At 68.8% G+C, this 24,502-nt stretch carries 27 protein-coding genes and 1 rRNA gene; 24 read left to right on the forward strand and 4 right to left on the reverse strand.

The features are described 5' to 3' along the window. Positions 1–3: 3 nt before the first annotated feature. The 7 genes from rrf (at position 4) to recN (ending at position 5,935) form a co-directional block, all read left to right on the forward strand. Positions 4–120, forward strand: a 5S ribosomal RNA gene (rrf, locus tag IEV96_RS00005). A gap of 139 nt (positions 121–259) precedes the next feature. Continuing rightward, positions 260–1,300, forward strand: coding sequence for a tetratricopeptide repeat protein (locus IEV96_RS00010; RefSeq protein WP_229732869.1), 1,041 nt, complete (start codon positions 260–262; stop codon positions 1,298–1,300). Then, entirely contained in the window at positions 1,293–2,300 is a 1,008-nt protein-coding gene (locus IEV96_RS00015; protein WP_188508677.1) for an HAD-IIA family hydrolase, read from the forward strand. Before IEV96_RS00010 ends, IEV96_RS00015 begins: the two co-directional genes overlap by 8 nt. Then, positions 2,297–2,467 carry a hypothetical protein gene (locus IEV96_RS00020; protein WP_188511279.1) on the forward strand — a complete coding sequence of 57 codons (171 nt, stop codon included), beginning with the start codon at positions 2,297–2,299 and terminating at the stop codon, positions 2,465–2,467. The genes IEV96_RS00015 and IEV96_RS00020 overlap by 4 nt, the downstream gene beginning before the upstream one ends. Further along, positions 2,460–3,254 carry a TlyA family RNA methyltransferase gene (locus IEV96_RS00025; protein WP_188511054.1) on the forward strand — a complete coding sequence of 265 codons (795 nt, stop codon included), beginning with the start codon at positions 2,460–2,462 and terminating at the stop codon, positions 3,252–3,254. Before IEV96_RS00020 ends, IEV96_RS00025 begins: the two co-directional genes overlap by 8 nt. Before the next feature lie 57 nt (positions 3,255–3,311). Further along, complete coding sequence (locus IEV96_RS00030) at positions 3,312–4,241, forward strand: NAD kinase (protein ID WP_188508678.1); 930 nt, start codon at positions 3,312–3,314, stop codon at positions 4,239–4,241. Continuing rightward, positions 4,238–5,935, forward strand: a complete 1,698-nt coding sequence (gene recN / locus IEV96_RS00035) for a DNA repair protein RecN (protein ID WP_188508679.1) — start codon at positions 4,238–4,240, stop codon at positions 5,933–5,935. The genes IEV96_RS00030 and recN overlap by 4 nt, the downstream gene beginning before the upstream one ends. Here the strand turns inward: recN and IEV96_RS00040 are convergent, their stop codons facing one another. Beyond that, the gene (locus IEV96_RS00040; RefSeq protein ID WP_188508680.1) at positions 5,936–6,427 is read right to left on the reverse strand and encodes a hypothetical protein; all 492 of its coding nucleotides are present in this window, start codon (positions 6,425–6,427) and stop codon (positions 5,936–5,938) included. Positions 6,428–6,462: 35 nt separating this feature from the next. Between IEV96_RS00040 and pyrG the strand changes: the two genes are divergently transcribed. The 10 genes from pyrG to der all read left to right on the forward strand — a co-directional run bounded on the left by pyrG (position 6,463) and on the right by der (position 16,264). Beyond that, positions 6,463–8,160 carry a CTP synthase gene (gene pyrG, locus IEV96_RS00045; protein ID WP_188508681.1) on the forward strand — a complete coding sequence of 566 codons (1,698 nt, stop codon included), beginning with the start codon at positions 6,463–6,465 and terminating at the stop codon, positions 8,158–8,160. Then, positions 8,153–8,830, forward strand: coding sequence for an NUDIX domain-containing protein (locus tag IEV96_RS00050; protein WP_229732871.1), 678 nt, complete (start codon positions 8,153–8,155; stop codon positions 8,828–8,830). The genes pyrG and IEV96_RS00050 overlap by 8 nt, the downstream gene beginning before the upstream one ends. Next, entirely contained in the window at positions 8,827–9,747 is a 921-nt protein-coding gene (gene xerD, locus IEV96_RS00055; RefSeq protein WP_188508682.1) for a site-specific tyrosine recombinase XerD, read from the forward strand. The genes IEV96_RS00050 and xerD overlap by 4 nt, the downstream gene beginning before the upstream one ends. A 108-nt stretch (positions 9,748–9,855) precedes the next feature. Further along, complete coding sequence (locus tag IEV96_RS00060) at positions 9,856–10,743, forward strand: ParA family protein (RefSeq protein WP_188508683.1); 888 nt, start codon at positions 9,856–9,858, stop codon at positions 10,741–10,743. Beyond that, the gene (locus IEV96_RS00065; protein WP_188508684.1) at positions 10,727–11,548 is read left to right on the forward strand and encodes a segregation and condensation protein A; all 822 of its coding nucleotides are present in this window, start codon (positions 10,727–10,729) and stop codon (positions 11,546–11,548) included. The genes IEV96_RS00060 and IEV96_RS00065 overlap by 17 nt, the downstream gene beginning before the upstream one ends. Beyond that, positions 11,538–12,137 (forward strand): SMC-Scp complex subunit ScpB, encoded by a 600-nt coding sequence (scpB, locus tag IEV96_RS00070; protein WP_188508685.1) that lies wholly within the window; start codon positions 11,538–11,540, stop codon positions 12,135–12,137. Before IEV96_RS00065 ends, scpB begins: the two co-directional genes overlap by 11 nt. Continuing rightward, positions 12,124–12,966: a pseudouridine synthase gene (locus tag IEV96_RS00075; RefSeq protein ID WP_188508686.1), complete on the forward strand. Its 843-nt coding sequence runs from the start codon at positions 12,124–12,126 to the stop codon at positions 12,964–12,966. Before scpB ends, IEV96_RS00075 begins: the two co-directional genes overlap by 14 nt. Further along, positions 12,959–14,050, forward strand: a complete 1,092-nt coding sequence (locus tag IEV96_RS00080) for a prephenate dehydrogenase (protein WP_188508687.1) — start codon at positions 12,959–12,961, stop codon at positions 14,048–14,050. The genes IEV96_RS00075 and IEV96_RS00080 overlap by 8 nt, the downstream gene beginning before the upstream one ends. Positions 14,051–14,079: 29 nt before the next feature. Continuing rightward, the gene (cmk, locus tag IEV96_RS00085; RefSeq protein WP_188508688.1) at positions 14,080–14,736 is read left to right on the forward strand and encodes a (d)CMP kinase; all 657 of its coding nucleotides are present in this window, start codon (positions 14,080–14,082) and stop codon (positions 14,734–14,736) included. 16 nt (positions 14,737–14,752) lie between these two features. Further along, positions 14,753–16,264 (forward strand): ribosome biogenesis GTPase Der, encoded by a 1,512-nt coding sequence (gene der, locus IEV96_RS00090; RefSeq protein WP_188508689.1) that lies wholly within the window; start codon positions 14,753–14,755, stop codon positions 16,262–16,264. A gap of 64 nt (positions 16,265–16,328) precedes the next feature. Here der and IEV96_RS00095 read toward each other — a convergent pair whose 3' ends face one another. Continuing rightward, positions 16,329–16,910, reverse strand: a complete 582-nt coding sequence (locus tag IEV96_RS00095; RefSeq protein WP_188508690.1) for an exonuclease domain-containing protein — start codon at positions 16,908–16,910, stop codon at positions 16,329–16,331. Between the two features lie 129 nt (positions 16,911–17,039). On the opposite strand from IEV96_RS00095, the gene IEV96_RS00100 reads away from it, so the two are divergent. Together IEV96_RS00100 and IEV96_RS00105 are read left to right on the forward strand one after the other, a co-directional pair. Beyond that, the gene (locus IEV96_RS00100; protein ID WP_188508691.1) at positions 17,040–17,384 is read left to right on the forward strand and encodes a PadR family transcriptional regulator; all 345 of its coding nucleotides are present in this window, start codon (positions 17,040–17,042) and stop codon (positions 17,382–17,384) included. Further along, the gene (locus IEV96_RS00105) at positions 17,381–18,454 is read left to right on the forward strand and encodes a hypothetical protein (protein WP_188508692.1); all 1,074 of its coding nucleotides are present in this window, start codon (positions 17,381–17,383) and stop codon (positions 18,452–18,454) included. The genes IEV96_RS00100 and IEV96_RS00105 overlap by 4 nt, the downstream gene beginning before the upstream one ends. 3 nt (positions 18,455–18,457) lie before the next feature. Here the strand turns inward: IEV96_RS00105 and IEV96_RS00110 are convergent, their stop codons facing one another. Continuing rightward, positions 18,458–19,663, reverse strand: a complete 1,206-nt coding sequence (locus tag IEV96_RS00110; protein WP_188508693.1) for a flavin-containing monooxygenase — start codon at positions 19,661–19,663, stop codon at positions 18,458–18,460. Between the two features lie 114 nt (positions 19,664–19,777). On the opposite strand from IEV96_RS00110, the gene ychF reads away from it, so the two are divergent. The 5 genes from ychF to IEV96_RS00135 all read left to right on the forward strand — a co-directional run bounded on the left by ychF (position 19,778) and on the right by IEV96_RS00135 (position 24,027). Next, positions 19,778–20,854, forward strand: a complete 1,077-nt coding sequence (ychF, locus tag IEV96_RS00115; RefSeq protein ID WP_188508694.1) for a redox-regulated ATPase YchF — start codon at positions 19,778–19,780, stop codon at positions 20,852–20,854. 290 nt (positions 20,855–21,144) lie between these two features. Next, positions 21,145–22,026, forward strand: coding sequence for a hypothetical protein (locus tag IEV96_RS00120; RefSeq protein ID WP_188508695.1), 882 nt, complete (start codon positions 21,145–21,147; stop codon positions 22,024–22,026). Position 22,027: 1 nt separating this feature from the next. After that, the gene (locus IEV96_RS00125) at positions 22,028–22,474 is read left to right on the forward strand and encodes a hypothetical protein (RefSeq protein WP_188508696.1); all 447 of its coding nucleotides are present in this window, start codon (positions 22,028–22,030) and stop codon (positions 22,472–22,474) included. Continuing rightward, complete coding sequence (locus tag IEV96_RS00130) at positions 22,471–23,010, forward strand: hypothetical protein (RefSeq protein ID WP_188508697.1); 540 nt, start codon at positions 22,471–22,473, stop codon at positions 23,008–23,010. The genes IEV96_RS00125 and IEV96_RS00130 overlap by 4 nt, the downstream gene beginning before the upstream one ends. Positions 23,011–23,352: 342 nt before the next feature. Further along, a complete protein-coding gene (locus tag IEV96_RS00135) occupies positions 23,353–24,027 on the forward strand; it encodes an SDR family NAD(P)-dependent oxidoreductase (protein ID WP_188508698.1) in 675 nt (224 codons plus the stop codon). Positions 24,028–24,034: 7 nt separating this feature from the next. Here the strand turns inward: IEV96_RS00135 and IEV96_RS00140 are convergent, their stop codons facing one another. After that, a complete protein-coding gene (locus IEV96_RS00140) occupies positions 24,035–24,502 on the reverse strand; it encodes a universal stress protein (protein ID WP_188508699.1) in 468 nt (155 codons plus the stop codon).

A 24,502-nucleotide genomic window follows, 5' to 3' on the forward strand; every position in this document is an offset into this window, starting at 1 on the left:
AGTTTCGGCGGCCATAGCGAGAGGGAAACGCCCGGTCACATTCCGAACCCGGAAGCTAAGACTCTCAGCGCCGATGGTACTGCAAGGGGGACCTTGTGGGAGAGTAGGACACCGCCGGACACAATTTAGACAATGGCCACCCTTCGGGGTGGCCATTGTGCTTTAACAACCGACTAATCGCGGCCAGGCTGCGACAATGGACTGTCGGCTCGAGCCTCGGCTCGCCGATAGTCGACAACAAGTACACAGGAGACGACCAGTGAGTGATTCCGGAGACCGCGGCAGAAGCCAAGGCCCGTCAGGAGGGGAGCCACGGCGCCCAGGCGGCGGCAACACCGGTGGTCGGTACGACCGCAACTCGGGTCCGGCCAAGGGTCGACCCGAGGGCGACCGCCCCCAGCGCAGCCACGCCGAGCGCGGCGGCGCCGGCCGCAAGCCCGAGGGCGAGAAGCGCCTCTGGACCAGCGGTGGCAAGCCCGCCCGCGGTGACCGCGACGCCCGTGCCTTCGAGCCCGAGGAAGACCGCGACCCCTTCAACATCCGCTCGGTGCGTCCCCGCCACGACGACCCGGAGATTCCCGAGGACACCAACCCGAAGGACCTCGACCGCGTCGCCGGCAACGAACTGAAGACCCTCGCGAAAGACAACGCGGAGGGCGTCGCCCAGCACCTCGTGATGGCCGCACGCCTGATCGAGAGCGACCCCGAGCTCGCCCACCGTCATGCCCTGTCGGCGGCGCGACGTGCCGGCCGCATCGGCGTCGTGCGCGAGACCCTCGCGATCACCGCTTACGCCATCGGCGACTTCGCCCTGGCGCTGCGCGAACTGCGTACCTACCGACGCATCACCGGTCGCGACGACCAGCTGGCCATGATGGTCGACAGCGAACGTGGCATCGGTCGACCCGACCGCGCGCTCGAACTCGGCCGTTCCGTGCCGCGCTCGTCGCTCCCGGTTCCCGTGCAGGTGGAGGTCGCGATCGCCATGTCGGGCGCCCGCCTCGACCTCGGCCAGCCCGACCTCGCCCTTATCGAGCTGCAGATCCCGCAGTTGAACGCTAAGACCGCGTTCTCGTACAGCCCGAACCTGTTCGCCGCCTACGCCGCCGTGCTCGAAGAGCTCGGCCGCGACGAGGAGGCCGAGCTCTGGTACGGCCACGCCGACGCCGCGGCCGACGCCCTCGAGTTCGCCGAGAGCGGCGGAGAAGACGCCACGATGGAAATCATCGAAGAAGAGTTGGAGTACACCGAGAGTGATGTGGAAGCGCCGAACGAGGACGACTCCCAGCGCAATGAGTAGCGCCACACCGCTCGACGGCGTCGACCTGGTGCTCGCCGACCTCGATGGCGTGGTCTACAAGGGCCCCGACGCGATTCCGTTCGCGGTCGACGCCCTCAACGCGGCAGCGAAAGACCACCGTGTCGGGTACCTGACCAACAACGCGTCGCGCACCGCGGCATCCGTCGCTGAGCACCTGACGTCGCTCGGACTGACGGTGACGCCGGAAGAGGTCGTCACCTCGCCGCAGGCCGCCATGCGCGTGATGAAGACGCTGGTGCCCGCGGGCTCGACGATCATGGTCGTCGGGGGAGCGGGCCTCGTCGACGAGGTCGAAAAGGCCGGTTTCACCGTGACGCGGTCCGCGCTGGACCAGCCGGCCGCTGTCGTGCAGGGCTTCTCGCCCGACGTCGCCTGGGCACACCTCGCCGAAGCGGCGTACGCGCTGCACGCCCCCAAGGGCGAGACCGGCATCCCCTGGGTCGCGACGAACACCGACTGGACCATTCCGCAGGCCCGCGGCACCGCGCCCGGCAACGGCACGCTCGTCTCCGCCGTGCACACCGCGGTGGGGCGCCTCGCCGTCGTCGCCGGCAAGCCGGAGGTGCCGATGTTCGAGGTCGCCACCGACCGGTTCAACGCCTCGAGCACACTCGTGATCGGCGACCGCCTCGACACCGACATCCTCGGCGCGAACCGCGCCGGTCTGTCCTCGGTGCTCGTGCTGACCGGGATCGACCAGGCCAAGCAGGTGCTCGCCGCCGCGGTCGACCAACGGCCGACCTACATCCTCGACGATCTGAGGCAGCTGTCGGAGCCGTATCCGCAGGCGGTGGAAACGACGGATGGCACGGCCACCCTCACCACGGTCGGCGACGCCGTCGTGCGTCGCGACGGCGAGAACCTCACGGTGCAGACCGCGGGTACCCCCATCAACCTGCTGCGCGCCGGCTGCGCCGCGATCTGGAATTCCGGCGTGGCAATCTACGGGCTGCGCGTCGCCCCGGAGCTATATTCGTGAGCATGAACGGTGGTGACGGCACGGCGGCGACGACGCACGAGTCCGACGCCCTGCTGTCGCGCCTGCGCGTGATCGAGGACCAACCGCTCGACGCCCGGGCCGAGGCCTACGCGCACGTGCACGAGCAGCTGCAGGCCGAGCTCGAGGGCGGCGACACCCATCGCTGACTCCCGGCTCGACGCCGCGCTCTCCGACCGGGGTCTCGCCAGGTCGCGCACCCACGCCGCCCGGCTCATCGCCGACGGGCTGGTGACGGTCGACGGCGCCCCGGTCGTCAAGGCGTCCGCGAAGGTGCGCGAGAACCAGACCATCGTCGTCGCCGAAACCGACCACTACGTGAGCCGCGCGGCGCACAAACTGGCGGCGGCGCTCGACGCCTTCCCCGTGGTCGTGGAGGGGCAACTCGCCCTCGACGTGGGCGCCTCCACGGGCGGGTTCAGCCAGGTCCTGCTCGAGCGCGGCGCGACCCGGGTGATCGCGCTGGACGTCGGTCACGGCCAGCTCGCGCCCACCGTGCGGGACGACGAACGCGTGACTGTCGTCGAAGGCTTCAACGCGCGGTTCATGACGGCGGAATCACTTGCGGGCGCATCCGCGATCTCGCAGGTGCCGACCGTCGTGGTCGCCGACCTCTCCTTCATCTCCCTGCCCACCGTGCTGCCCGCCGTCGTGGCGAGCGTCGGGCTCGGCGCGCAGTACGTGCTGCTGGTGAAGCCGCAGTTCGAGGTGGGGCGAACCGGTATCCGCGAGGGCATCGTGAAGAGCGCCGGCCTGCGCAACGACGCCGTCACCGGTGTGCTCTGGGCTGGCTGGGACCTCGGCCTGTCGACCGCGGGCGTCATCGCCTCCCCAATAGCCGGAGGCTCCGGGAATCATGAGTATCTCGTCTGGTTGAGCGCGACGACCGGCAGTAATCCGACAGAATGGTTGGAACACGTTTCTGCGATCACCTGAGTCTGCCCCGCAGTCGAAGCAGTCGAGGCGTTTGAGAGTGGCGAAGGGGTTGCACGAGTGACAGAGGCACGGCACATACTCATCGTCGCGCACACCGGCCGAGCCGATTCGCTCGACGCCGCGGTGCAGGTCTGCCGGCAGCTGCTGGGCGCCGGCATCCGCCCGGTGCTCTACGGCGACGAGTACGCCGAGGTGCTCGAAGCCGCGCCCGATCTCGACCTCGTCGAGCTGCTGGGCTCGACCGTGCAGACCTCCGACCTCGAGCTCGTGATCGTTCTGGGCGGCGACGGCACCATCCTCCGCGCGGCCGAGCTGACGCGCGGTTGCCCGGTCCCCCTGCTCGGCGTCAATCTCGGCCACGTCGGGTTCCTCGCCGAGAGCGAGCGTGAAGACCTCACCGAGACCGTGACCCGCGCTCTGGCCCGCGACTACACGGTCGAAGAACGGCTCACCCTCAACGTGCGCGTCAAAGTCGACTCCGAGGTCGTCTACGAGACCTGGGCGCTCAACGAGGCCACCGTCGAGAAGGCCTCGAGAGAACGGATGCTCGAGGTCGTCATCGAAGTGGACGGTCGCCCTCTTCTCTCCTTCGGTTGCGACGGCGTGGTCATGTCCACGCCGACAGGGTCGACCGCCTACGCCTTCTCGGCCGGCGGACCCATCGTGTGGCCGAGCGTCGACGCCCTGCTGCTCGTGCCGCTGAGCCCCCACGCCCTGTTCGCCCGTCCGCTCGTGGTCGGTCCCGATTCGTCGTTCGCCGTCGAGGTGCTCGACCGCACCCAGGGCACCGGCGTGCTCTGGTGCGACGGACGCCGCGCCCACGACCTTCCCCGCGGCGCCCGCGTCGTCGTGCGCCGCTCGAACGAGCCCGTGCGGCTCGCCCGTCTCTCGCAGGGGCCGTTCACCGACCGCCTCGTGCACAAGTTCAACCTGCCGGTCACCGGCTGGCGCGGCCCCGCCGACGACGTTGCCGGGCAGACCACGTGATCGAAGAGATCTTCATCCGCAACCTCGGCGTGATCGGCGAGGCCCGCCTGCCGCTCGGTCCCGGCTTCACCGCCATCACCGGCGAGACCGGCGCGGGCAAGACCATGGTGGTCACCGCTCTCGGCCTGCTGCTCGGCGAACGTTCCGACGCCTCGGCGATCCGTTCCGGCAGCGCCCAGGCGATCGTCGAGGGCCACTGGCTCATCGACCAGGACGGCTCCGTGGCAGACCGGGTGCGCGACGCCGGGGGAGACCTCGACGACGGCGAACTCATCATCGGCCGCTCGCTCTCGGCCGAGGGGCGCGGGCGGGCGACCGTCGGCGGCCGCACGACGCCCGTGAGTGTCTTGAACGAGATCGGCGAGCAGCTGGTCGTCGTGCACGGGCAGTCCGACCAGATCCGGCTGCGCTCGTCGACCGCGCAGCGCGAGGCCCTCGACCGCTTCGCGGGCGCCGGGCTGGCGGCCATCGTGGGTACCTATCAGGGTGTCTTCCGCCGCTGGCAGGCGAACCAGGCCGAGCTCGACCTGCTCGTCGCCGAGAGCGACCGCCGCGCCCGCGAGGCCGAAGACCTGCGTCTCGCCACCGCCGAGATCGAGGCCGCGGCTCCCCAGCGCGGCGAAGACGACGAACTCGCCGAACGCGTCGACCGGCTCACCAACCTCGAAGACCTCCGGCTCGCCTCGGCCCAGGCGCTCGACCTGGTCTCCGGCCAGAACTCCGACGAGGCCGCCGACGCGATCAGCCTGCTCGACACGGCCAAGCGACAGCTCGAGCGCGTCGCCCCGCACGACCCCGAGCTCGCCCCGATCGTCGAGGCGCTCGACGCCGCGAACATCGCCGTCTCCGAGATCTCCGGCCAGCTGTCGAGCTACCTCGGTGGACTCGACAGCGACGGCGGCCGCGAACTCGAGGCGCTGCAAGAGAGGCGCGCAGACCTCGCCGCGCTCGTGCGCAAGTACGGACCGACCCTCGACGACGTCATCGACTACCTCGACCAGGGCAGCGGGCGCCTGCTCGAACTCGACACCGACTCCGACCGCATCGAGGCGCTCGTCGACGAGGTCGCGGCCGACCAGGCGCTCGTCGTCGAACTCGCCGGCCGCCTCACCGCCGTGCGCACGGCCGCGGCGACCCGGTTGGCCGAGCGGGTCACCGCCGAGCTCGGGGCCCTCGCCATGCCGAACGCCACCCTCACCGTGCAGGTCGACGACCGCGCGGAATACGGGCTGAGCGGCAAAGACCAGGTCGCCATCCTGCTGCAGCCGCACTCCGGTGCCGAACCGCGGCCGATCGGCCGGGGCGCATCCGGCGGCGAACTGTCGCGCGTGATGCTCGCCATCGAGGTGGTTATCGCGGGCAACGACCCCGTACCCACCTTCATCTTCGACGAGGTCGATGCCGGCGTGGGTGGTGCGGCCGCGATCGAGATCGGCCGGCGTCTCGCCGAGCTCAGCCACAGCGCCCAGGTGATCGTGGTCACCCACCTCGCCCAGGTCGCCGCCTTCGCGACCAACCATCTGCGCGTGCTGAAAGACAGCGAGGGGTCGGTCACCGCCTCGAGCGTCGAACAGCTCGAGGGCGAGCAGCGCATCGCCGAGATGGCGCGCCTGCTCTCCGGGCTGCCCGACAGCGAGAACGCCCTCGCCCACGCGCGCGAACTCGTCGAGACGGCTCGGGCGTTGGACGCCTGATCAGCCCGCGATCGTCACCTTTTGATCGGTCGTTTTGCCGTCGTACTCGAACGTCATCGTGAGTTCGACTTCGCCGTCGGCCGCGACTCCGTCCGGAGTATCGAAGCGGAAAGTGGTCGGCGCCATGTCGGCCGTACAGACCTCGCGCGGATTCTCGGCGAAGTCGATCGCGAGCGACGCCGGGTCGGTGACCGTCACCGCGGTCGGGATCGGCGCGCACGACGAGCTGCCATAGACAACGACCACGAAGGAGTCCCGGTCGTCGCGCTCCCAGGCGGCAGCCGGGCCGGTATCGAAGTCATCTGCGGAAGGTCGCAGCGCATCGGGAACGTCGACGCCCGTCTCGACGGCGATGCTCTGCGGCCCGGAGCACGCCGCGAGCAGCGCGACGGCGGCCAGCGCGGGCAGGAGCCGTGTCATCCGGAACATGAGAGAAGCGTAGTACCGCTCCGTTGTGTTGCGGGAGTGTGACATTTCGACCGACACGCGCACGAGGGGGCAATCGTGAGATACGCTAGAACCCCGTGGTGAACAATTCTGAAGCGGGCGTAACCAAGCACATTTTCGTTACTGGCGGGGTGGTGTCTTCCCTCGGCAAGGGACTCACGGCTGCCAGTCTGGGCAACCTTCTCACGGCGCGTGGTCTTCGCGTCGTTATGCAGAAGCTTGACCCCTACCTGAACGTCGATCCCGGAACGATGAACCCGTTCCAGCACGGCGAGGTGTTCGTGACCGACGACGGCGCGGAGACCGACCTCGATATCGGGCACTACGAGCGGTTCCTCGACATCAACCTCGACCAGGCCGCGAACGTGACGACCGGGCAGATCTACTCGACCGTGATCGCCAAGGAGCGCCGTGGCGAGTACCTCGGCGACACCGTTCAGGTCATCCCGCACATCACCGACGAGATCAAGCGCCGCATGCGCCTGCAGGCCGAGGAGCCCGCGGACGGCACCGGCCGACCCGACGTGATCATCACCGAGATCGGCGGCACCGTCGGCGACATCGAGAGCCAGCCGTTCATCGAGTCGGCCCGCCAGGTGCGCCACGAGCTCGGCCGCAAGAACGTCTTCTTCGTGCACGTGTCGCTCGTGCCGTTTATGAACGCCTCCGGCGAGCAGAAGACCAAGCCGACGCAGCACTCCGTCGCCGCCCTGCGCTCGATCGGTATCCAGCCCGACGCGCTCGTGCTGCGCTCCGACCGTCCCGTCTCCGAGAGCAACAAGCGCAAGATCGCGCTCATGTGCGACGTCGACGAGCAGGCCGTGGTCAACGCGGTCGACGTGCCCTCGATCTACGACATCCCGACGATGCTGCACGACCAGGGCCTCGACGCCTACATCATCGACCAGCTCGGCCTCGAGGCCGACGGCGTGAACTGGGACGGCTGGAACATCGTGCTCGATGCGGTGCACAACCCGAAGGACGAGGTCACCATCGGCCTCGTCGGTAAGTACATCGACCTGCCCGACGCGTACCTCTCGGTCACCGAGGCGCTCAAGGCCGGCGGCTTCGCCCACCAGGCCAAGGTCAACATCCGCTGGGTCGCGTCCGACACCTGCGAGACCCCGGAGGGTGCCGCGAAGCAGCTATCCGACCTCGACGGCATCTGCGTACCCGGTGGTTTCGGCGTGCGCGGCATCGAGGGCAAGCTCGGCGCCCTGCTCTTCGCCCGCGAGAACCAGATCCCCGTGCTCGGACTCTGCCTCGGCCTGCAGTGCATGGTCATCGAGTACGCCCGCGACGTCGTGGGTCTCGAGGGCGCATCGTCGAGCGAGTTCGACCCCGACACCCTCTACCCGGTGATCGCGACGATCGCCGAGCAGGTCGACATCATCGCCGGCGGCGACCTCGGCGGAACCATGCGTCTCGGCCTCTACGAGGCGTCCCTCACCGAGGGGTCGATCGTCGCCGGACTGTACGACGACGCGTCGAGCATCGGCGAGCGTCACCGTCACCGCTACGAGGTCAACAACGCCTACCGCGAGCAGATCGCTGCGGCCGGACTCAGCTTCTCGGGTGTCTCGCCCAACGGCCACCTCGTCGAGTTCGTCGAGCTGCCGCGCGAGGTGCACCCGTTCTACGTGGGCACCCAGGCGCACCCCGAACTGCGGTCGCGCCCGAACCACGCGCACCCGCTGTTCAAGGGTCTCGTCGGCGCCGCGCTCGAGCGCCAGCAGGCCACCCGACTGTTCGAGGTCCCGGAGCCCGCGAGTGCCTGAAGCCTCGGTCCCTGAGCCTGTCGGAGGGCGGGGCGACGTGCTCGCCGACGAGCTCGTCGACCTGCCCGTCGTCTCGAGCGAGGTCGTCTTCGACGGCGCGATCTGGAATGTGCGCCGCGACCGCTTCGTCTACGCGGGCAACGAGATCGTGCGCGAGTACATCGACCACCCCGGTGCCGTCGCGGTTCTCGTGCTCGACGACGACGACCGCGTCTGCCTGATCAAGCAGTACCGGCACCCCGTCGCCACGCGCGAGTGGGAGCTGCCCGCCGGCCTGCTCGACTTCGCGGGGGAGTCCGCGCTCAGCGCAGCGCAGCGCGAGCTGGCCGAGGAGGTCGACCTCGTGGCCGCCGACTGGTCGGTGCTCGCCGACTTCCACACCTCGCCGGGCGGCAACAACGAGGCTCTCCGGGTCTATCTGGCGCGGGGCGTGACCGCCGCCGCCGAGGTCTTCGCCCGCACCGACGAAGAGAGTGACATCGAGACGCGCTGGGCGCCGCTCGACGAGATCGTCGACGCCGTGCTCGACCGCCGGCTGCAGAACTCGATCCTGCAGGTCGCCGCGCTCTCGGCGTTCGCATCGAAAGCCAAGGGCTGGTCGACGCTCGCCCCCGCGGATGCACCGTGGCCGCGGCATCCGGTCGCCCGGAATCTCGCGCGCTCAGAATGAGCGAGGCGGCGCCGGCGATCGCGATCATCATTGATCGCTACCTGCGCCACCTCGCCATCGAGCGGGGTCTCGCGGCCAACACGCTCGCGGCCTACCGGCGCGACCTCGACGGTTACGCGTCGTTCCTCGCCGAGAGCGGCGTCGAGACGCCCGAGGGGGTCGAGCCCGCCCACGTTGCCGCGTACGCGCGCCGTCTCGGGTCGCGTCCCGAGGGGGCGCTGGTCGCGTCATCCATGGCCCGCATGCTGTCGTCTGTGCGCGGATTCCATCGGTTCCTGCTCGGTGAGGGACTCGTGCAGACGGATGTCGCGAGCGACACGAAACCGCCGAAGCTCGGGTCGCGCCTGCCCAAGGCCATCACGATCGAACAGATGGGCCAGGTTCTCGCGGCGACCGACGGCGACGAACCGCAGCAGCTGCGCGACAAGGCACTGCTCGAACTGCTCTACGCGACCGGCGCCCGCATCAGCGAGGCTGTGGCGCTCAACGTCGACGACGTGATCGACGGCGACGTCGTGCGCCTGTTCGGCAAGGGCGGCAAGCAGCGCATCGTGCCGGTCGGCAGTTTCGCCCGTGCCGCCATCGACACCTACCTCGTGCGTGCGCGGCCGGGCTTCTCGCTGCGCGGCACGTCGACGCCGGCACTCTTCCTCGGCGCGCGGGGCCAGCGGGTGTCCAGGCAGAACGCCTGGCTCATCATCCGCGCCGCGGCCGAGCGGGCCGAGCTCGGATTCGAGATCTCGCCGCACACGTTCCGGCACTCGTTCGCGACCCACCTGCTGCAGGGCGGTGCCGACGTGCGCGTCGTGCAGGAACTGCTCGGGCATTCGTCGGTCGCGACCACCCAGATCTACACCCAGGTCACGGCGGACACCCTGCGCGACATGTACACGACGGCGCACCCGCGAGCCCGCTGAGGCGTCGATCTGGGTGACCCGCGGGCGGCCTACGCGGCTGGTCCGAGACGAGCGGATACAGTTGTACCGCTCGGCCATGCACGGCCGGCAAGAACGGGAGCAGTACGCGTGACGGCCAAGAAGAACACGGGTAGCGAACTTCCCGGCCTCGAGACGCCCCCGGTCGGTCCCACCGGTCGTCCGATCAGCGTTTTCCCCGTTCCCGAGCCGCTTTCTGGCCACGGACCCGCGCGCATCATCACCCTCTGCAACCAGAAGGGTGGCGTCGGAAAGACCACGACGGCGATCAACCTCGCGGCCTCGCTCGCCGAGTACGGTCGCCGCGTTCTCGCGATCGACTTTGACCCCCAGGGCGCGCTCTCGGCCGGGCTCGGCGTGCGCAACCACGACGTGCCCACCATCTACGACCTCATGCTCGGCACCATGAAGAACCCGAGCGAGGCGATCGTCGAGACCGCCTACCCCAACCTGCACATCATCCCCGCCAACATCGACCTGTCCGCCGCGGAGGTGCACCTCGTCAACGAGGTCGCCCGCGAGAACATCCTCGCCCGCGTGCTCGCCAAGGTGAGCGACAAGTACGACGTCATCCTCATCGACTGCCAGCCGTCGCTCGGCCTGCTCACCGTCAACGCACTCACCGCGGCGCACGGCGTACTCATCCCGCTCGAGTGCGAGTTCTTCGCCCTGCGCGGCGTCGCCCTGCTCGTCGAGACCATCGACAAGGTGCGCGACCGCCTGAACCCGGCCCTCGAGCTCGACGGCATCCTCGCCACGATGTACGACTCGCGCACCCTGCACTCGCGCGAGGTGCTCGAGCGCGTCGTTGACACCTTCGGCGACAAGGTCTTCGAGACCGTCATCGGCCGCACCGTGAAGTTCCCCGACGCCAGCGTCGCCGGTGCCCCGATCACCACCTTTGCCCCCGAGCACCAGGCCGCCGAGGCCTACCGCCAGCTCGCCAGAGAGTTGATCTCCCGTGGCGCAGCCGCCTAGCAGCGAGCTCGCAGAACCCGCCGTCACGAAGTTCTCGGTCAGCGTCGGCAGCTTCGACGGACCGTTCGACCTGCTGCTCTCGCTCATCGCGAAGCACGAGATGGACATCACCGAGATCTCGCTGAGCGTCGTCACCGGCGAGTTCATCGCCTACCTGCGCTCCCTCGACACGTCGGCCGAACTCGATCAGGCCAGCGAGTTCCTCGTCGTCGCCGCGACCCTGCTCGACCTGAAGGTCGCGGGCCTCCTGCCGCAGGGCGAACTCGTCGACGCCGAAGACGTCGCCCTGTTCGAGGCCCGCGACCTGCTGTTTGCCCGCCTGCTGCAGTACCGCGCGTTCAAAGAGGCGACATCGTGGTTCTCCGAACGCCTCGAGACCGAGTCGACCAGGCACTACCGTTCCGTGCGGCTCGAGGAGAAGTACCGCCAGCAGACCCCCGACCTCGTCTGGACGCTTTCTCCGCAGGACTTCGCCGCCCTCGCCGCGCTCGCGATGGCACCGCGGGAGATCCCGGTCGTCGGGCTCGACCACCTGCACGCGCCGCTCGTCAGCATCCGCGAACAGGCGTCGCACGTCGTCGCCCTGCTGCGGGGCAACGGAACGATGACCTTCCGCCAGCTCATCGCCGGAGCTGAGCTCAAGGGCGTCGTCATCGCGCGCTTTCTCGCCGTGCTCGAGCTCTACCGTCACGCGGCCATCGCCTTCGACCAGCTCGAGCCGCTCGGTGAGCTCAGCATCAGGTGGAATGCGGAACACTGGTCTGAGGACAGCCTCGCCAATTTGGGATCAGATTATGACAATTGAGACGGATGCCACGTCGCTCATCGCCCCCGACGCATCGGTAGTCGCACTCGACCGCGCCCTCGAGGCCATCTTCATGGTCGCCGACGAGCCGATGAGTCTCGTCGCCATCGCGACTTCCGTGCAGATGCCGGTCGCCGAGGTGCGCAAGGCGATCGCGCGACTCGTCGCCGACTTCGACGGGGCCGACGGGGGAGTGCGTCGCGGGTTCGAGCTGCGCGAGGTCGCTGGCGGCTGGCGCTTCTACGTGCGCCCCGAGCTCGACGAGGTCGTGCGCGACTTCGTGCTCACCCAGAACCCGACGAAACTCAGCCAGGCCGCCCTCGAGACGCTCGCCGTCATCGCCTACAAGCAGCCGATCAGCCGGGGCGCGGTGGCATCCATCCGCGCCGTCAATGTCGACTCGGTCGTGCGTACGCTGCTCGGCCGCGGACTGATCACCGAGAGCTTCACCGACAGTGAGACCGGTGCTATTCACTACGCCACAACCGACCTGATGCTCAGCCAGCTCGGAATCAACAGCATCGACGAGTTGCCGCACCTTTCGCCGCTTCTCGCCGATGGATCGGACGGATTCGATGAACGACAGTAGCTCCTCCCAGTCAGACAACGGCCCAGAGCCCTACAGCAACCCCGAGGGCGAGCGCCTGCAGAAGGTCATGGCAGCCGCGGGCGTCGCCTCACGCCGGGTCTGCGAAGACCTCATCGCCGCCGGCCGCGTCGCGGTCAACGGCGTGCGGGTCGAGGAGCCGGGGCGCCGGGTGCTGCCCACCGACCTCGTCTCGGTCGACGGCAAGGCGATCCAGCTCGACACCACCAAGCTCTACATCATGCTGAACAAGCCCACCGGCATCGTCTCGTCGCTGAACGACGACCGCGGCCGCCCCGACCTGCGCCGCTACACCAGCATGTTCGACGAGCGGCTGTTCAACGTCGGTCGCCTCGACGCAGAGACGTCGGGCCTGCTGCTGCTCACGAACGACGGCGAGCTCGCGCACATCCTCGCGCACCCCTCGTTCGGCGTGCTCAAGACCTACATCGCCAAGGTCGAGGGCGTCGTCAACCAGCACACGATCAACAAACTCGTCGGGGGCATCGAACTCGAAGACGGGCTCATCGAGGCCGACAAGGCGCGCATCATCGGCACGCCGTCGAACGACGAGACCGTGGTCGAAGTCACCCTGCACTCCGGCCGCAACCGCATCGTGCGCCGCATGCTCGAAGAGGTCGGCCACCCCGTGATCGACCTCGTACGCCGCCAGTTCGGACCGCTCCACCTCGGCAGCCTCGCGCCCGACGCCATGCGCGACCTCACGAAGGCCGAGATCGGCGAACTGCTGACGATCGCGCGCGGCTCGAAGGGAACGCCCGCGGCCACGGACGACGAAGCCGAAACCGGGGAAGACAACTCGGATGACTGATCGGCGACTCGCCGGCCCCGTGCGGATCGTGGGCACCGGCCTGCTCGGAACGAGCATCGCCCTCGCCCTGCGCGCCCGCGGGGTCGACGTCTCGCTCGCCGACGTCTCGCCCTCGAGTCTCGCCCTGGCCATCGACTACGGTGCCGGACGCGCCGCCGCCGACGGCGACAACCCCGAGCTCGTCGTGGTGTGTGTGCCGCCGGATGTGACCGCCCGTATCGTCGCGCACGAACTCGAGGCCTTTCCGAACGCCCTCGTCACCGACGTCGCCAGCGTCAAGGTCGAACCGCTGCGCGAACTGATCGCGCTCGGCGCCGACGTGAGCCGCTACATCGGTTCCCACCCGATGGCCGGACGGGAACGCAGCGGCGCCATCTCGGCCCGCGCCGACCTGTTCAACGGCCGCCCCTGGGTCATCGCCGGCCACGACGCCATCAGCTACGGCCGCGCGGCGGCGGTCGAACAACTCGCCCTCGACCTGGGCGCACTCCCGATCGAGATGACCGCGGAGGATCACGACCGCAACGTCGCCCTCGTCTCGCATGCTCCACAGGTGATCTCCTCCCTACTCGCCGCCAGACTGACCGATGCCACCGACGCGGCGACCGCACTCGCCGGCCAGGGCCTGCGGGACACCACGCGCATCGCGTCGAGCGACCCCGAACTCTGGGTGCAGATTCTGCGCGCCAATGCGCCGGCAATCCGCGACATCCTGCACGCCTACCGCGACGACCTCGACCGCGCCATAGCGACGCTCGATGCTCCGGATGCCACGGGCTCCCGCCGCGCGCTCGCCGAGCTCATCGGCGCCGGCAATGTCGGCGTCGCCCGCATCCCCGGAAAGCACGGGCAGGCCAAACACTTCAGCCGCATCGTCGTCCTCGTGGACGACAAGCCGGGCGAACTCGCCCGGCTGCTCACCGAAATCGGCGAGCTCGGCATCAACATGGAAGACCTCCGCCTCGAGCACTCGCCCGGCGCCCAGATCGGCCTCGCGGAAATCTCCGTGCTGCCGGCCGCGGAAAGCCGGCTCGTGAGCGAACTCGAACAGCGCGGATGGAAGATCTCGGAGGCACTCGCGTGACACATTCGGCAAGCTCAGGGCAGGGCGCAATGACAGTAGTAGCGATCGACGGCCCGGCCGGCAGCGGCAAGTCGAGCGTCAGCCGCGCCGCCGCGCGCGCCCTCGGCTTCTCCTACCAGGACACCGGCGCCGCCTACCGCGCGCTCGCCTGGACCGCGCTCGACCGCGGCGTCGACACCGAGCAGCCCGAACAGCTCGTCGCGCTGCTGCGCGACTTCCCGTATTCGATCGGCATCCACCCCGACGACTACTTCGTGCGGGTGGGGGCCACCGACGTCACCGACGCGATCCGCGAGCCGCGCGTCACCGCCGTGGTGAGCGCCGTCGCGCGGGTACCCGAGGTGCGCGCCTACCTCGTGGAACTGTTCCGTAGCGTCATCCGATCGTCTTCAACTCCCGGAATCATCATCGAGGGCAGGGACATCACCACCGTCGTCGCGCCGGATGCTACCGTGAGAATTCTCCTCACCGCGACCGAAGAGGCTAGAATGGCTAGGCGTTCAGCCGAACTCTCCACAGAGTCGGCCGCGAAGACCGCGCAGCAGCTCAGCTCGCGCGATGCCCAAGACTCCAAGGTCGTCGACTTCATGAACGCCGCCGATGGCGTTGTGACCATCGATTCAACCGACCTCGACTTCGACCAGACCGTTAGCGCGGTCGTAGATCTCGTGCGCACCAGTGACTGATTAAGGACGACCACCCATGGCCGAGCAAGACGACTACCCCGCGATCGACGGCGATCTCGCCGACCGCATCATCTCCCTCGACGACGCCGAAGCGGCACAGCGCGCGGCGAGCCTGCGCGCCGGACTCGGCGACTACGACCTCGACGCCGAAGACCTCGGTCTGCTCGACTCGCTCAGCGACGACCCCGACGCGATCACCTACCTTCCCGCGCTTCCCGTGCTGGCGATCGTCGGCCGCCCGAACGTCGGCAAGTCGGCCCTCGTCAACCGCATCATCGGCCGCCGCGAGGCCGTCGTCGAAGACACCCCCGGCGTCACCCGCGACCGCGTGAACTACAAGGGCGAGTGGGCCGGACGCAAGTTCACCATCGTCGACACCGGCGGCTGGGAGCCCGACGCCCGCGGCATCAACGCCTCCGTCGCCGCGCAGGCCGAGATCGCCGTCGACCTCGCCGACGCCGTTCTGTTCGTCGTGGATGCCACGGTCGGAGCCACCTCCACCGACGAGCACGTCGTGCGCATGCTGCGCGGAACCAAGAAGCCCGTGATCCTCGTCGCCAACAAGGTCGACGACGTGCGTCAAGAGGCAGATGCCGCGGCGCTCTGGTCGCTCGGACTCGGCGAGCCGTGGGCGGTCTCCGCCGTGCACGGCCGCGGTGTCGCCGACCTGCTCGACAAGGTGCTCACGGTGCTGCCCGAGGTTTCCGCCGTCGCCAAGGAAGAGGTCGGCGGACCCCGCCGCGTCGCCATCATCGGCCGCCCGAACGTGGGCAAGTCGAGCCTGCTGAACAAGACCGCGGGCGAAGAGCGCGTCGTTGTGAACGACCTCGCCGGCACCACCCGCGACCCGGTCGACGAGCAGGTGGAGATCGGCGGCAAGTTCTGGCGCTTCGTCGACACCGCCGGTATCCGCCGTCGTGTGCACCTCGCCCAGGGCGCCGACTTCTACGCGACGCTGCGCACCAGCGCCGCACTCGAAAAGGCCGAGGTCGCCATCGTCGTGATGGACGTCTCCGAGCCGATCAGCGTGCAAGACCTCAAGATCGTCGACCTCGTGCTCGAGTCGGGCCGCGCGCTCGTACTCGCCTTCAACAAGTGGGACATTCTCGACGACGAGCGCCGCGAGATGCTCGAACGCGAAATCGAGCAGGACCTCAGCCACGTCGCCTGGGCGCCCCGCGTCAACATCTCGGCCAAGACCGGCCGTCACATGGAGAAGCTGGTCCCCGCCCTCGAGACCGCTCTCGAGTCCTGGGACACCCGCATCCAGACGGGCAAGTTCAACGCCCTGCTCGCAGAACTCACGGCCGAGCACCCGCACCCCGTGCGCGGCGGAAAGCAGCCGCGCATCCTGTTCGGCACCCAGGCCGCCTCGCGCCCGCCGACGTTCGTGCTGTTCACCACCGGGTTCCTCGACCCGCAGTACCGTCGCTTCATCACGCGCCGTCTGCGCGAGATCTTCGGCTTCGAGGGCAGCCCGATCAACGTAAACATGCGCGTGCGCGAGAAGCGCCAGCGCCGCTCCTAACGCCAGTCGTCGACCGCTGGTTGAGTAGGGCCGCAGACGGCCCTACTCAACCAGCGGTTCTGCGTTAAGCCGCGAGCACGGCCCCGATACGTCCGAGCTTCGTGCCCGTGATCGTCACCAGGTGCTCGAGATCGCTCGCCTCGTGCCGCTTCGCCGCGTGCACGATGATGGCCGCGCACGCCTCGGCGTCGGCCAGCGCGTCGTGGTGCGCGAAGTCTTCGAAGCCCGCCGCCATCGCCGCGACCGGCAGTTTGTACGAGTCGAGGTTGTAGGTCTTGCGGGCGATCTGCAGGCTGCAGGCGTAGGCGAAGCTCGGCGTCTCGACGAAGCTCGCCGCGCAGCCGCCGTTGATCACGCCCATGTCGAAGCCGGCGTTGTGGGCGACGAGGTGGTCTCCGTCGACGAATTCGACAAGGTCGGTGAGCTGCTCGCTCCAGAGCAGTGCCCCCGCGACATCCGACTCGACGATTCCGTGGATCCGCGTGTTCCACTCGTTGAAGTAGTCGTGCCCGGCCGGTGGGCGGATGAACCAGCTCACCCTGTCGACGACGCGGCCGTCGACCACCTTCACGAGACCGACGGAGCACGCGCTGGCGCTCGAGGAGTTGGCGGTCTCGAAGTCGATGGCGGTGAAATTCAGGGGCACGATCCAATGGTCACACGCACCCCTGACGGTCGCGGGAGACCGCAGGGCGATTCGCCATGCTGGTGGCAACACAGCGCGACACGCCGCTCGACGTTCGTCATATATCGACAACCAGAATATGCTGGGCGCATGACAACTACCGAAATGCGGGAACCCACGTTCCTTGTGCTCGCGGCTCTCGCCGACGGGCGCAAGCACGGCTACGCCTTGATCGCCGAGGCCGCCGAACTCTCCGACGGGCGCGTGCAGCTCAAGGTCGGCACCCTCTACGCGGCCCTCGACCGCCTCGGCGAGCAGGGACTCGTCGAGGGTGCGGGAGACGAGGTCGTGGCCGGCAGGCTGCGTCGCTATTACAAGCTGACGGATGTCGGGGCTCTCCGTCTCGAAGAGGAGGCCGCGCGGCTCGCAGCCAACGCGGCCAGCGCCCGCGCGAAACTGCGCAGCCGCACCGCCGCGAAGGTGGCCACCGCGTGAGCGCCTCGCTGGAGCGCCGGTACCGCGCCGCCCTCGATTGGTATCCGTCGGCGTGGCGTGCCGAGAACGGCGAGGCGATGCTCGGCACGCTGCTCGACGAGGCGGAGGCCACCGGGCGCGAGAAGCCGCGGCTGGGCGACCTCGCCAATCTCGCGGTCTTCGGCCTGAAATCCCGGCTCCACCGGCTGTCGGTCGCCGTGCCGGCCAGGATCCGCGACCGGGTGTCGGCGATCACGCTCGCGACGGGATTCTCATTCGCCCTCGTGATGTTCGTCGGTGCCGAGTGGGCGCCGTGGGATGTGCGCGGCCCGTGGAACGGATGGACCGCCGACTGGCGGCCGATGGGCAGCGACGTGCCAGGGTTCGGCCCGTTCGCAAGCGCGGCCGTCGGTCTCTATGCGCTGTGGATCGCGGCCTTCGTGCTCGCCTCGATCGGGCTACCCCGCATCGCGTCGATCACTCTGTTGCTGACGCTGCCGACCAGCCTCGTTCTGCTCGACCTCGGCAGTCGAGTCGAAACCATGCGGTTCGTCTCGCTCGCCCCGCGCGGCCACGTGCTCCTGCTTCTCGCGGTGCTCGCCGTCATAGCGAGCTTCGGGCTGGCCACCAGACGCGGGCAGCGCGCGCGGGGAGCGCTCTGGCTGCTCGCCTCGGCGGCACTAGCCCTCGTGGCGCTCGTCGGACACGCCGCTCCCGGGTTCACATACCTCGATGCACTCAACCAGGGGTGGGCCTTCGAGAACCGTCTCGCTCCGGTGTACATCTGGGACACGCTGATCGACCCTGCCTTCTACCTCGCCGTGCTCACCGTCGGCGGGGTCGTGTTCATCGTGCGCTCGCGTTACGAGTGGGCGATCGCCGTCGGGCTGGCAGCGGTGCCGTGGGCGATCGCGTTCCTCGGGATCGCCCTCGGCGGCGGGGGATCGCTGAGCGCCGCCGTGTACTCGTTCCTCGTCACTCCGGCCGCGGTCGCGGTGGGCTACGCGGTCGTCCGCAAGCGCGGCTACCGCATCGTGTTGCAGCGCCGCGAAGAGGCTCCCGCCGCGACATCCGCCCCGCTGGCTTCGTAACGGCTACGCCGTCCCGGCCGCTCGCGGCACGGTCGCCCGCACCACACGCGGAGCGACCGTGTCGCGTTTGCCGACGCGGCGCGCGATCAACCGCGCGTCGATTCCGAGCTGGCGGAGGTTGCCCGTCAACGGGTTCGAGTAGCCGAGGAAGTAGAGGCCATCGAGCCCGGGCGCCTGCTGGTCGGCGTTGATCGTCGGCCGCCCGCCCGGCGCGAGCACCCCGAGGTGCCCGACGAGCGGCTCGAGCCCGCGCCGGTAGCCCGTCGCCACGACCACCGCCTCAGGTCTGAGCACCTCGCCGTCGACGAGCGACACGGTGTTCCCCTCGAAGGACTCGACCGCTGCAACCACCTTCACCGCGCCCGAGCGCACCGCGTCGATGAGGCCGACGTCGAGCAGCGGCTGCACGTCGTCCTGCAGCACCCGGCTCGCGACGCCGAGCGGCGACGGCGGCAGCCCGTACCTTGTCAGGTCGCCCACCGAGAGGCGTTGCACGACGCGTCCGACCCGGTCGCCCATGCTCGGCGGAAACGGCGACATGGAGATCGCGAGCAGCTGCGAGGGTACGCCGAGCACCTGACGGCGCACGATGTTCGGCGGCGTACGCACCGCGAGCCACACCCGCCTGCCCGCGCCGGCGAGGTCGGCCGCGATCTCGGCTCCGCTGTTGCCGGGCCCGATCACGAGCACCGACGAAGCGTCGAGGGCGGCGGGATTGCGGTACTCGCTCGAGTGCAGCAGCCGTCCCTCGAACGATTCGCGGCCCGGCCAGTCGGGCAGCGCCGGAGTGTTGTTGTACCCGGTGGCGATGATCACCAGCGGGGTCACGATGGTTCCGACGCCGCATCCGATTCTCCACAGTCCCTCGGCGAGACGGTCGACGGATGTCACGGGCGTGCCCAGCCGCACATCGAGGTTCTGGCGCTCGACGTATTCGCGCAGGTAGGCGCGGAAGTCGTCCCTGGCCACCCACCGCCCGTTCGACCGCGGAATCGGGCACCCCGGCAGCCCGCTCAACCAGCGCGCCGTGTGCAGGTGCAGCCGGTCGTAGTGGTTCGCCCAGCTCGAGCCGACCTCGCCTTTCGACTCGAGAACGACCGCGTGGATGCCGACGCGGCCCAGCTCGGCCGCCACCGCCAGCCCGGCGGGGCCGGCGCCCACGACGACGGCGGGGGAGGTGTCGGGTAGTGCTCGAGCGTCATTGCTCACAGCTGTCTCCTCGGATGACGATTGGTGTGGTGGCACGACTCTAGTGCTCGCCGCGCGCCGCCGAAATAGCCCGGGGCGGGCCGGATGCCGCCGCGCCCGGTACCCTTGACTCTCGTGGCTCTCACTATTGCAATCGTCGGACTCCCCAATGTGGGCAAGTCAACCCTGTTCAACGCTCTGACCAAGAGCTCGGTGCTCGCCGCGAACTATCCGTTCGCGACCATTGAACCCAACACGGGAATCGTGAGCCTGCCGGACGCACGCCTCGCCGTCCTCGCCGAGATCTTCGGCAGCGAGAAGATCCTGCCCGCCGCCGTGTCGTTCGTCGACATCGCCGGCATCGTCAAGGGCGCCTCCGTGGGTGAGGGCCTCGGCAACAAGTTCCTCGCCAATATCCGCGAGGCCGACGCCATCGCGCAGGTCGTGCGCGGCTTCGAGGACCCGGATGTCGTGCACGTCGACGGAAAAGTCGACGCCGCGAGCGACATGGAGACCATCAACACCGAGCTGATCCTGGCCGACATGCAGACCCTCGAGAAGGCCGAAAGCCGCTACGAGAAGGAGCTGCGCGCCAAGAAGATCACGCAGGCCACCGTCGACACCGCGAAGGCGGCCATGGAGTGGCTGAACGAGGGCAAGCCGCTCTCGTCGAACACCAAGCTCGACCTGTCGCTGCTCGCCGAACTCGGACTGCTGACGGTCAAGCCGTTCATCTACGTTTTCAATGTGGATGAAGCGGTCCTGACGAACGACGACCGCAAGGCAGCGCTGGCGGCTCTCGTCGCTCCCGCCCACGCCGTATTTCTCGACGCGAAGCTCGAGAGCGAGCTCATCGACCTCGACGCCGCCGACGCCGCGGAACTGCTCGAGTCGACCGGCCAGGACGAGAGCGGCCTCGACCAGCTCGCCCGCATCGGCTTCGACACGCTCGGCCTGCAGACGTACCTCACCGCCGGCCCGAAAGAGACCCGCGCCTGGACGATCCCGAAGGGTGCCAAGGCGCCCCAGGCCGCCGGCGTCATCCACACCGACTTCGAAAAGGGCTTCATCAAGGCCGAGATCATCGGCTTCGACGACCTCGTCGAAACCGGCTCGATCGCCGAGGCGCGCTCGAAGGGCAAGGCCCGCATCGAGGGCAAGGAGTACGTCATGCAAGACGGCGACGTGGTGGAGTTCCGCTTCAACAACTAAGCGGCCCCTCGGGCGGTCGTCGGCGACGAGGCCGGGGCCGCTGTGTAGGCTGACGACGAACCTAGGGGGAGACAAGCATGACCATCGAGGTCGACACATCCGTCGTTCGAGCTGGCAGCGAGGCGTCTGGAGAGCTCGCTTCCGATGTAAATCGTGCGCTGGGGTACTTCGATTCGCACATCGACACGTCCCAGTCGTGGGTAGCAGGCGCGTTGATGGACCGGCTTCTTTCGGAGCACAGTTCTTTTGCGGCGAGTGTCGAGTCTGGGCTCCTGCGCTCCAAGGCACTGATGCTCGCCACTCAGGGTGCGCTGGATAACGTCGCACAGCGCTTCGACGACACCGAGCACGACGCCCAAGTAGATGTCCGCAGCCTCTTCAGCGACCTCGACCCCACGGCGGCCACGGTGCCGCTCGACGCCAGCACCGCTCGTCAGAGCCTCGCGTTCGCTTCCCCCGGCGGCGCACTTGTGACGCCCGAATCGTCACTGGCCGACCCGGCCTTCGCGGTCGTGTGGGACGTCATTAATTGGCCCGACTATCTTTCGCTGTCCTACTGGGCCCGCCAGATCCTCAACGGCGTTATCCAGCTGGTCCAACCGGGATGGACCGGGGGGCAGGATGTCTTCGAGTTCCTCGCCCAGAAGATCAGCGGCGACTGGGACAAGGTGGCCCTCGCGGGCAGCGCCTTCGGTCATGTGGGGGAGTTCTTCGAGGAGCTTGCCGCAGCTCTTCAGAACCTCGCCGTGGACATCTTCGCTGCCTGGACGAGCGGGGACGGTGCAGACCGTGCGGGCGAGTACTTCGCGGAGCTCGTGGGCGCGGTCGCAGCCCAGCCCGAAGTGTACGGCGACCTCGAGACGAAGTACACCAACGCGGCGTGGGCCGCCTTCGGGGCGTGCCAGGCCATGCTCTCCGCGCTCGACGCCCTCATCGATGCGGTGATTGCCGCATCGATGGGAGCGTCGTCGGTCGCCGAGGCGATCGGCGCACTCTTCACCCTCGGTGGTCTGGCTCCGGCCGCCATCGTCACGGCAGTAGTCGCGGCGGTAGAGGCGTTTTCTGCCGCGTGGGGCGTGATGATGACCGCAACCTCGACGGCCATCGCGGCAGGAGCGGCCATCGGCTCCGCGACCACTACCATCGAGTTCGTCCCGCTTCCGGAGGCCTGACGTGGATCAACCTGACGTGTCGGCTGCGCTGCTGCGCGCCACGGGCGGCGACTTCGCCCAGAAACTCCAGACCAGGCTCATTGAACTCGCTGGCGCGACGGACGACGAGGCGTACGCCAGCCGACTGCGCCTCGTCGCGAGCGGGAAGCGACCGCTGCGCACCCTGCTCGCGGACCCGCAATGGCGCGAGGCTTTCGGGTCCCGCATGCGGCTCCTCGCGGAGCCGCCTGCGCTCGACGAGGAGCAACGTCGCGCGCTCGACGACGCCGTCGAGCAGGCACGTCATGTGGCCAGCCCGTCGGAAGACCAAGCGGCCTCTGACGCCGCCGATGTCATGCGCCGCGCGATTCTCGCCCAGGAAGCCATTCGCGAGGAGGAGCTCAACGGCTGGACATATGTTCACGACGCCGGCGAGAAACTCGACGAACCCACCGTGGGTGATCGATGACCTCCGACGCGACGGTGGTTGTGCGCTATGACGAGGCCAGCCGAGCAGCCGTCGAACAGACTCTCCACAACCTCGTGCGCAAGCAGGGCATCCTGCTGCTGATCCTCGGCACGCTGCTCGGACTCCTCGTGCTGGTGCCGTTCATTGGCGCGGCGACCGCCGCGGACGGCGTCGACGCGGCCTTCGTCTTCGCCGCGATCGCGATGCTCGTGGTTCCCATCGCAATCGGTGCGTTGGGAGTACGGCAACTTCGGCGACAGCCGCACCTGCCCGAGGTCGCGGTCACGATCACTCCCGCCGCCGTGCTTTTTCCCGCCATTGATCGGCCGTCGGCGCTGGCACCTCGGATCCGTGCCGCGGAGTGGACCCGGGAGGGAACTAGCGCCGAGATCATCCCCGCGTCTGGTCTCCAGTTGGCACGCGTCGAGTTCACCCGGCAGGACGGCGGCAAGCGGCGCCGGCGCTCGATTGCCGCCGGCAACCTCGACGTTGACGCCACGGTGATCGTCGATGCGCTGCGGGGCCCACACAACTAATCGAAGCCTGCCGGCAGCCACCACGGGCGATGGAGGTCAGGGGTGACGACGGCACCTCGGGCGGACTTCGACATCGAGCCTTGAAGGCGTATTGAGCAAGGATGTTCCCAAGTCTGTCGACTGGGATGATGTCGAGCTCCACGTCTTTGTCAAGAACGTGCCGCATCTCCGGCCGCTACGTCCCGGCGTTCCGATTCAACATGCTCGCGCGGTTCTCGAGCGTCCCGGAGTGCGCTTTCGGGGCGGCAGGTTCTAGCAGGATGGGCACCGTCGCGACAGCTCACTTTTCTCATTGCGAGGCGGGCTAGAGTCGCTAGTCCGCCATCGTTCGAAGGAGCCACCATGCCCGTCATCGCAATCATCGGAGCCGGACCGGGACTCGGGGCCGCCGTCGCGCGCCGGTTCGGTCGCGAAGGCTTCTCCATCGCACTGATCTCGCGAGACCGGTCAAAGCTCGACGCCATGGCTGCCGAGCTCGGAGCGGCCGGTGTGACCGCCAGCGGTTTCGCCGCGGACGTGCGGGAGCCCGGTGCACTCGAAGACGCTCTGGCGCTCGCCGCGGCCGAGCTGGGACCGATCACCGCGCTGCAGTACAGCCCGCTCCCGTCGCGCGACTACCTGAAGCCGGTGCTCGACCTGACGCCCGAGCTGGCGCTGGAGGCGTTGCAGTTCTCGGCTCTCGGGCTCATCCGTGCGGTGCGCACGGTACTCCCCGCGATGCGCGAGGCGGGGGCTGGCAGCGTCATCCTGATCAACGGCGGGACCTCGGTCAAGGCTCGGGCCGGCTTCGCGGGCACCTCGGTCGCGTTCCCGGCCGAGAGCGCCTACGGCGAGATGCTCCACGAGGCACTCGAGGCCGAGGGCATCCGTGTCGCTCAGCTCGTCATCCCCGGAGGAATCCCCCAGCTCGAGCTGCCCAACGGCATCGACGACGTCGCCGATCGCATCTGGGGACTCCACGCGGAGGCGGGTCCGTTCCGCACCATGCTCATCCCGCTGGAAGACGGCCGGGAGTAGGCAGCGGTCACCTGCGCAGCGCGCGCTCGCTGCCGGGAGTGGGACGGCAGACGAGCACCGGGCACGGCGCCGAGTGTTGCACGCGCGAGGCTGTGCTGCCCAGCAGGATCGTCGGACTGAGGCCGCGGCTGCCCGAGGCCATTGCGATGAGGTCGGCGTCGAGGTCTTCGGCGGCCCGGATGATCTCCTGCGCGGGGGAGCCACTGCGCACCTGCTTGTGGATCGTCGGGCCCCACCCGTCGAACTCGGCGGCCACCGTGTCGACGGCGGCCTTGGCGTCTTCGCGGAAACTCACCTCGGTGAACCCCGGGGTCTTCTGCGGTCCCAGTTCGTTGGCGAAGGGTGCCGCGGCGTACGGGCTGACCACGGCGACTACGGTGACGTCGGTGATCTCGCGGGAGTCGGCGATCCACTTGAACTGGCGGGCGGCGGCCAGGGAGGCCTGCGACCCGTCGGTGGCTACGATGGCGTGCAC

Origin of the sequence: Conyzicola nivalis (genome assembly GCF_014639655.1) — a bacterium.
GTDB classification, from domain to species: Bacteria; Actinomycetota; Actinomycetes; order Actinomycetales; family Microbacteriaceae; genus Conyzicola; species Conyzicola nivalis.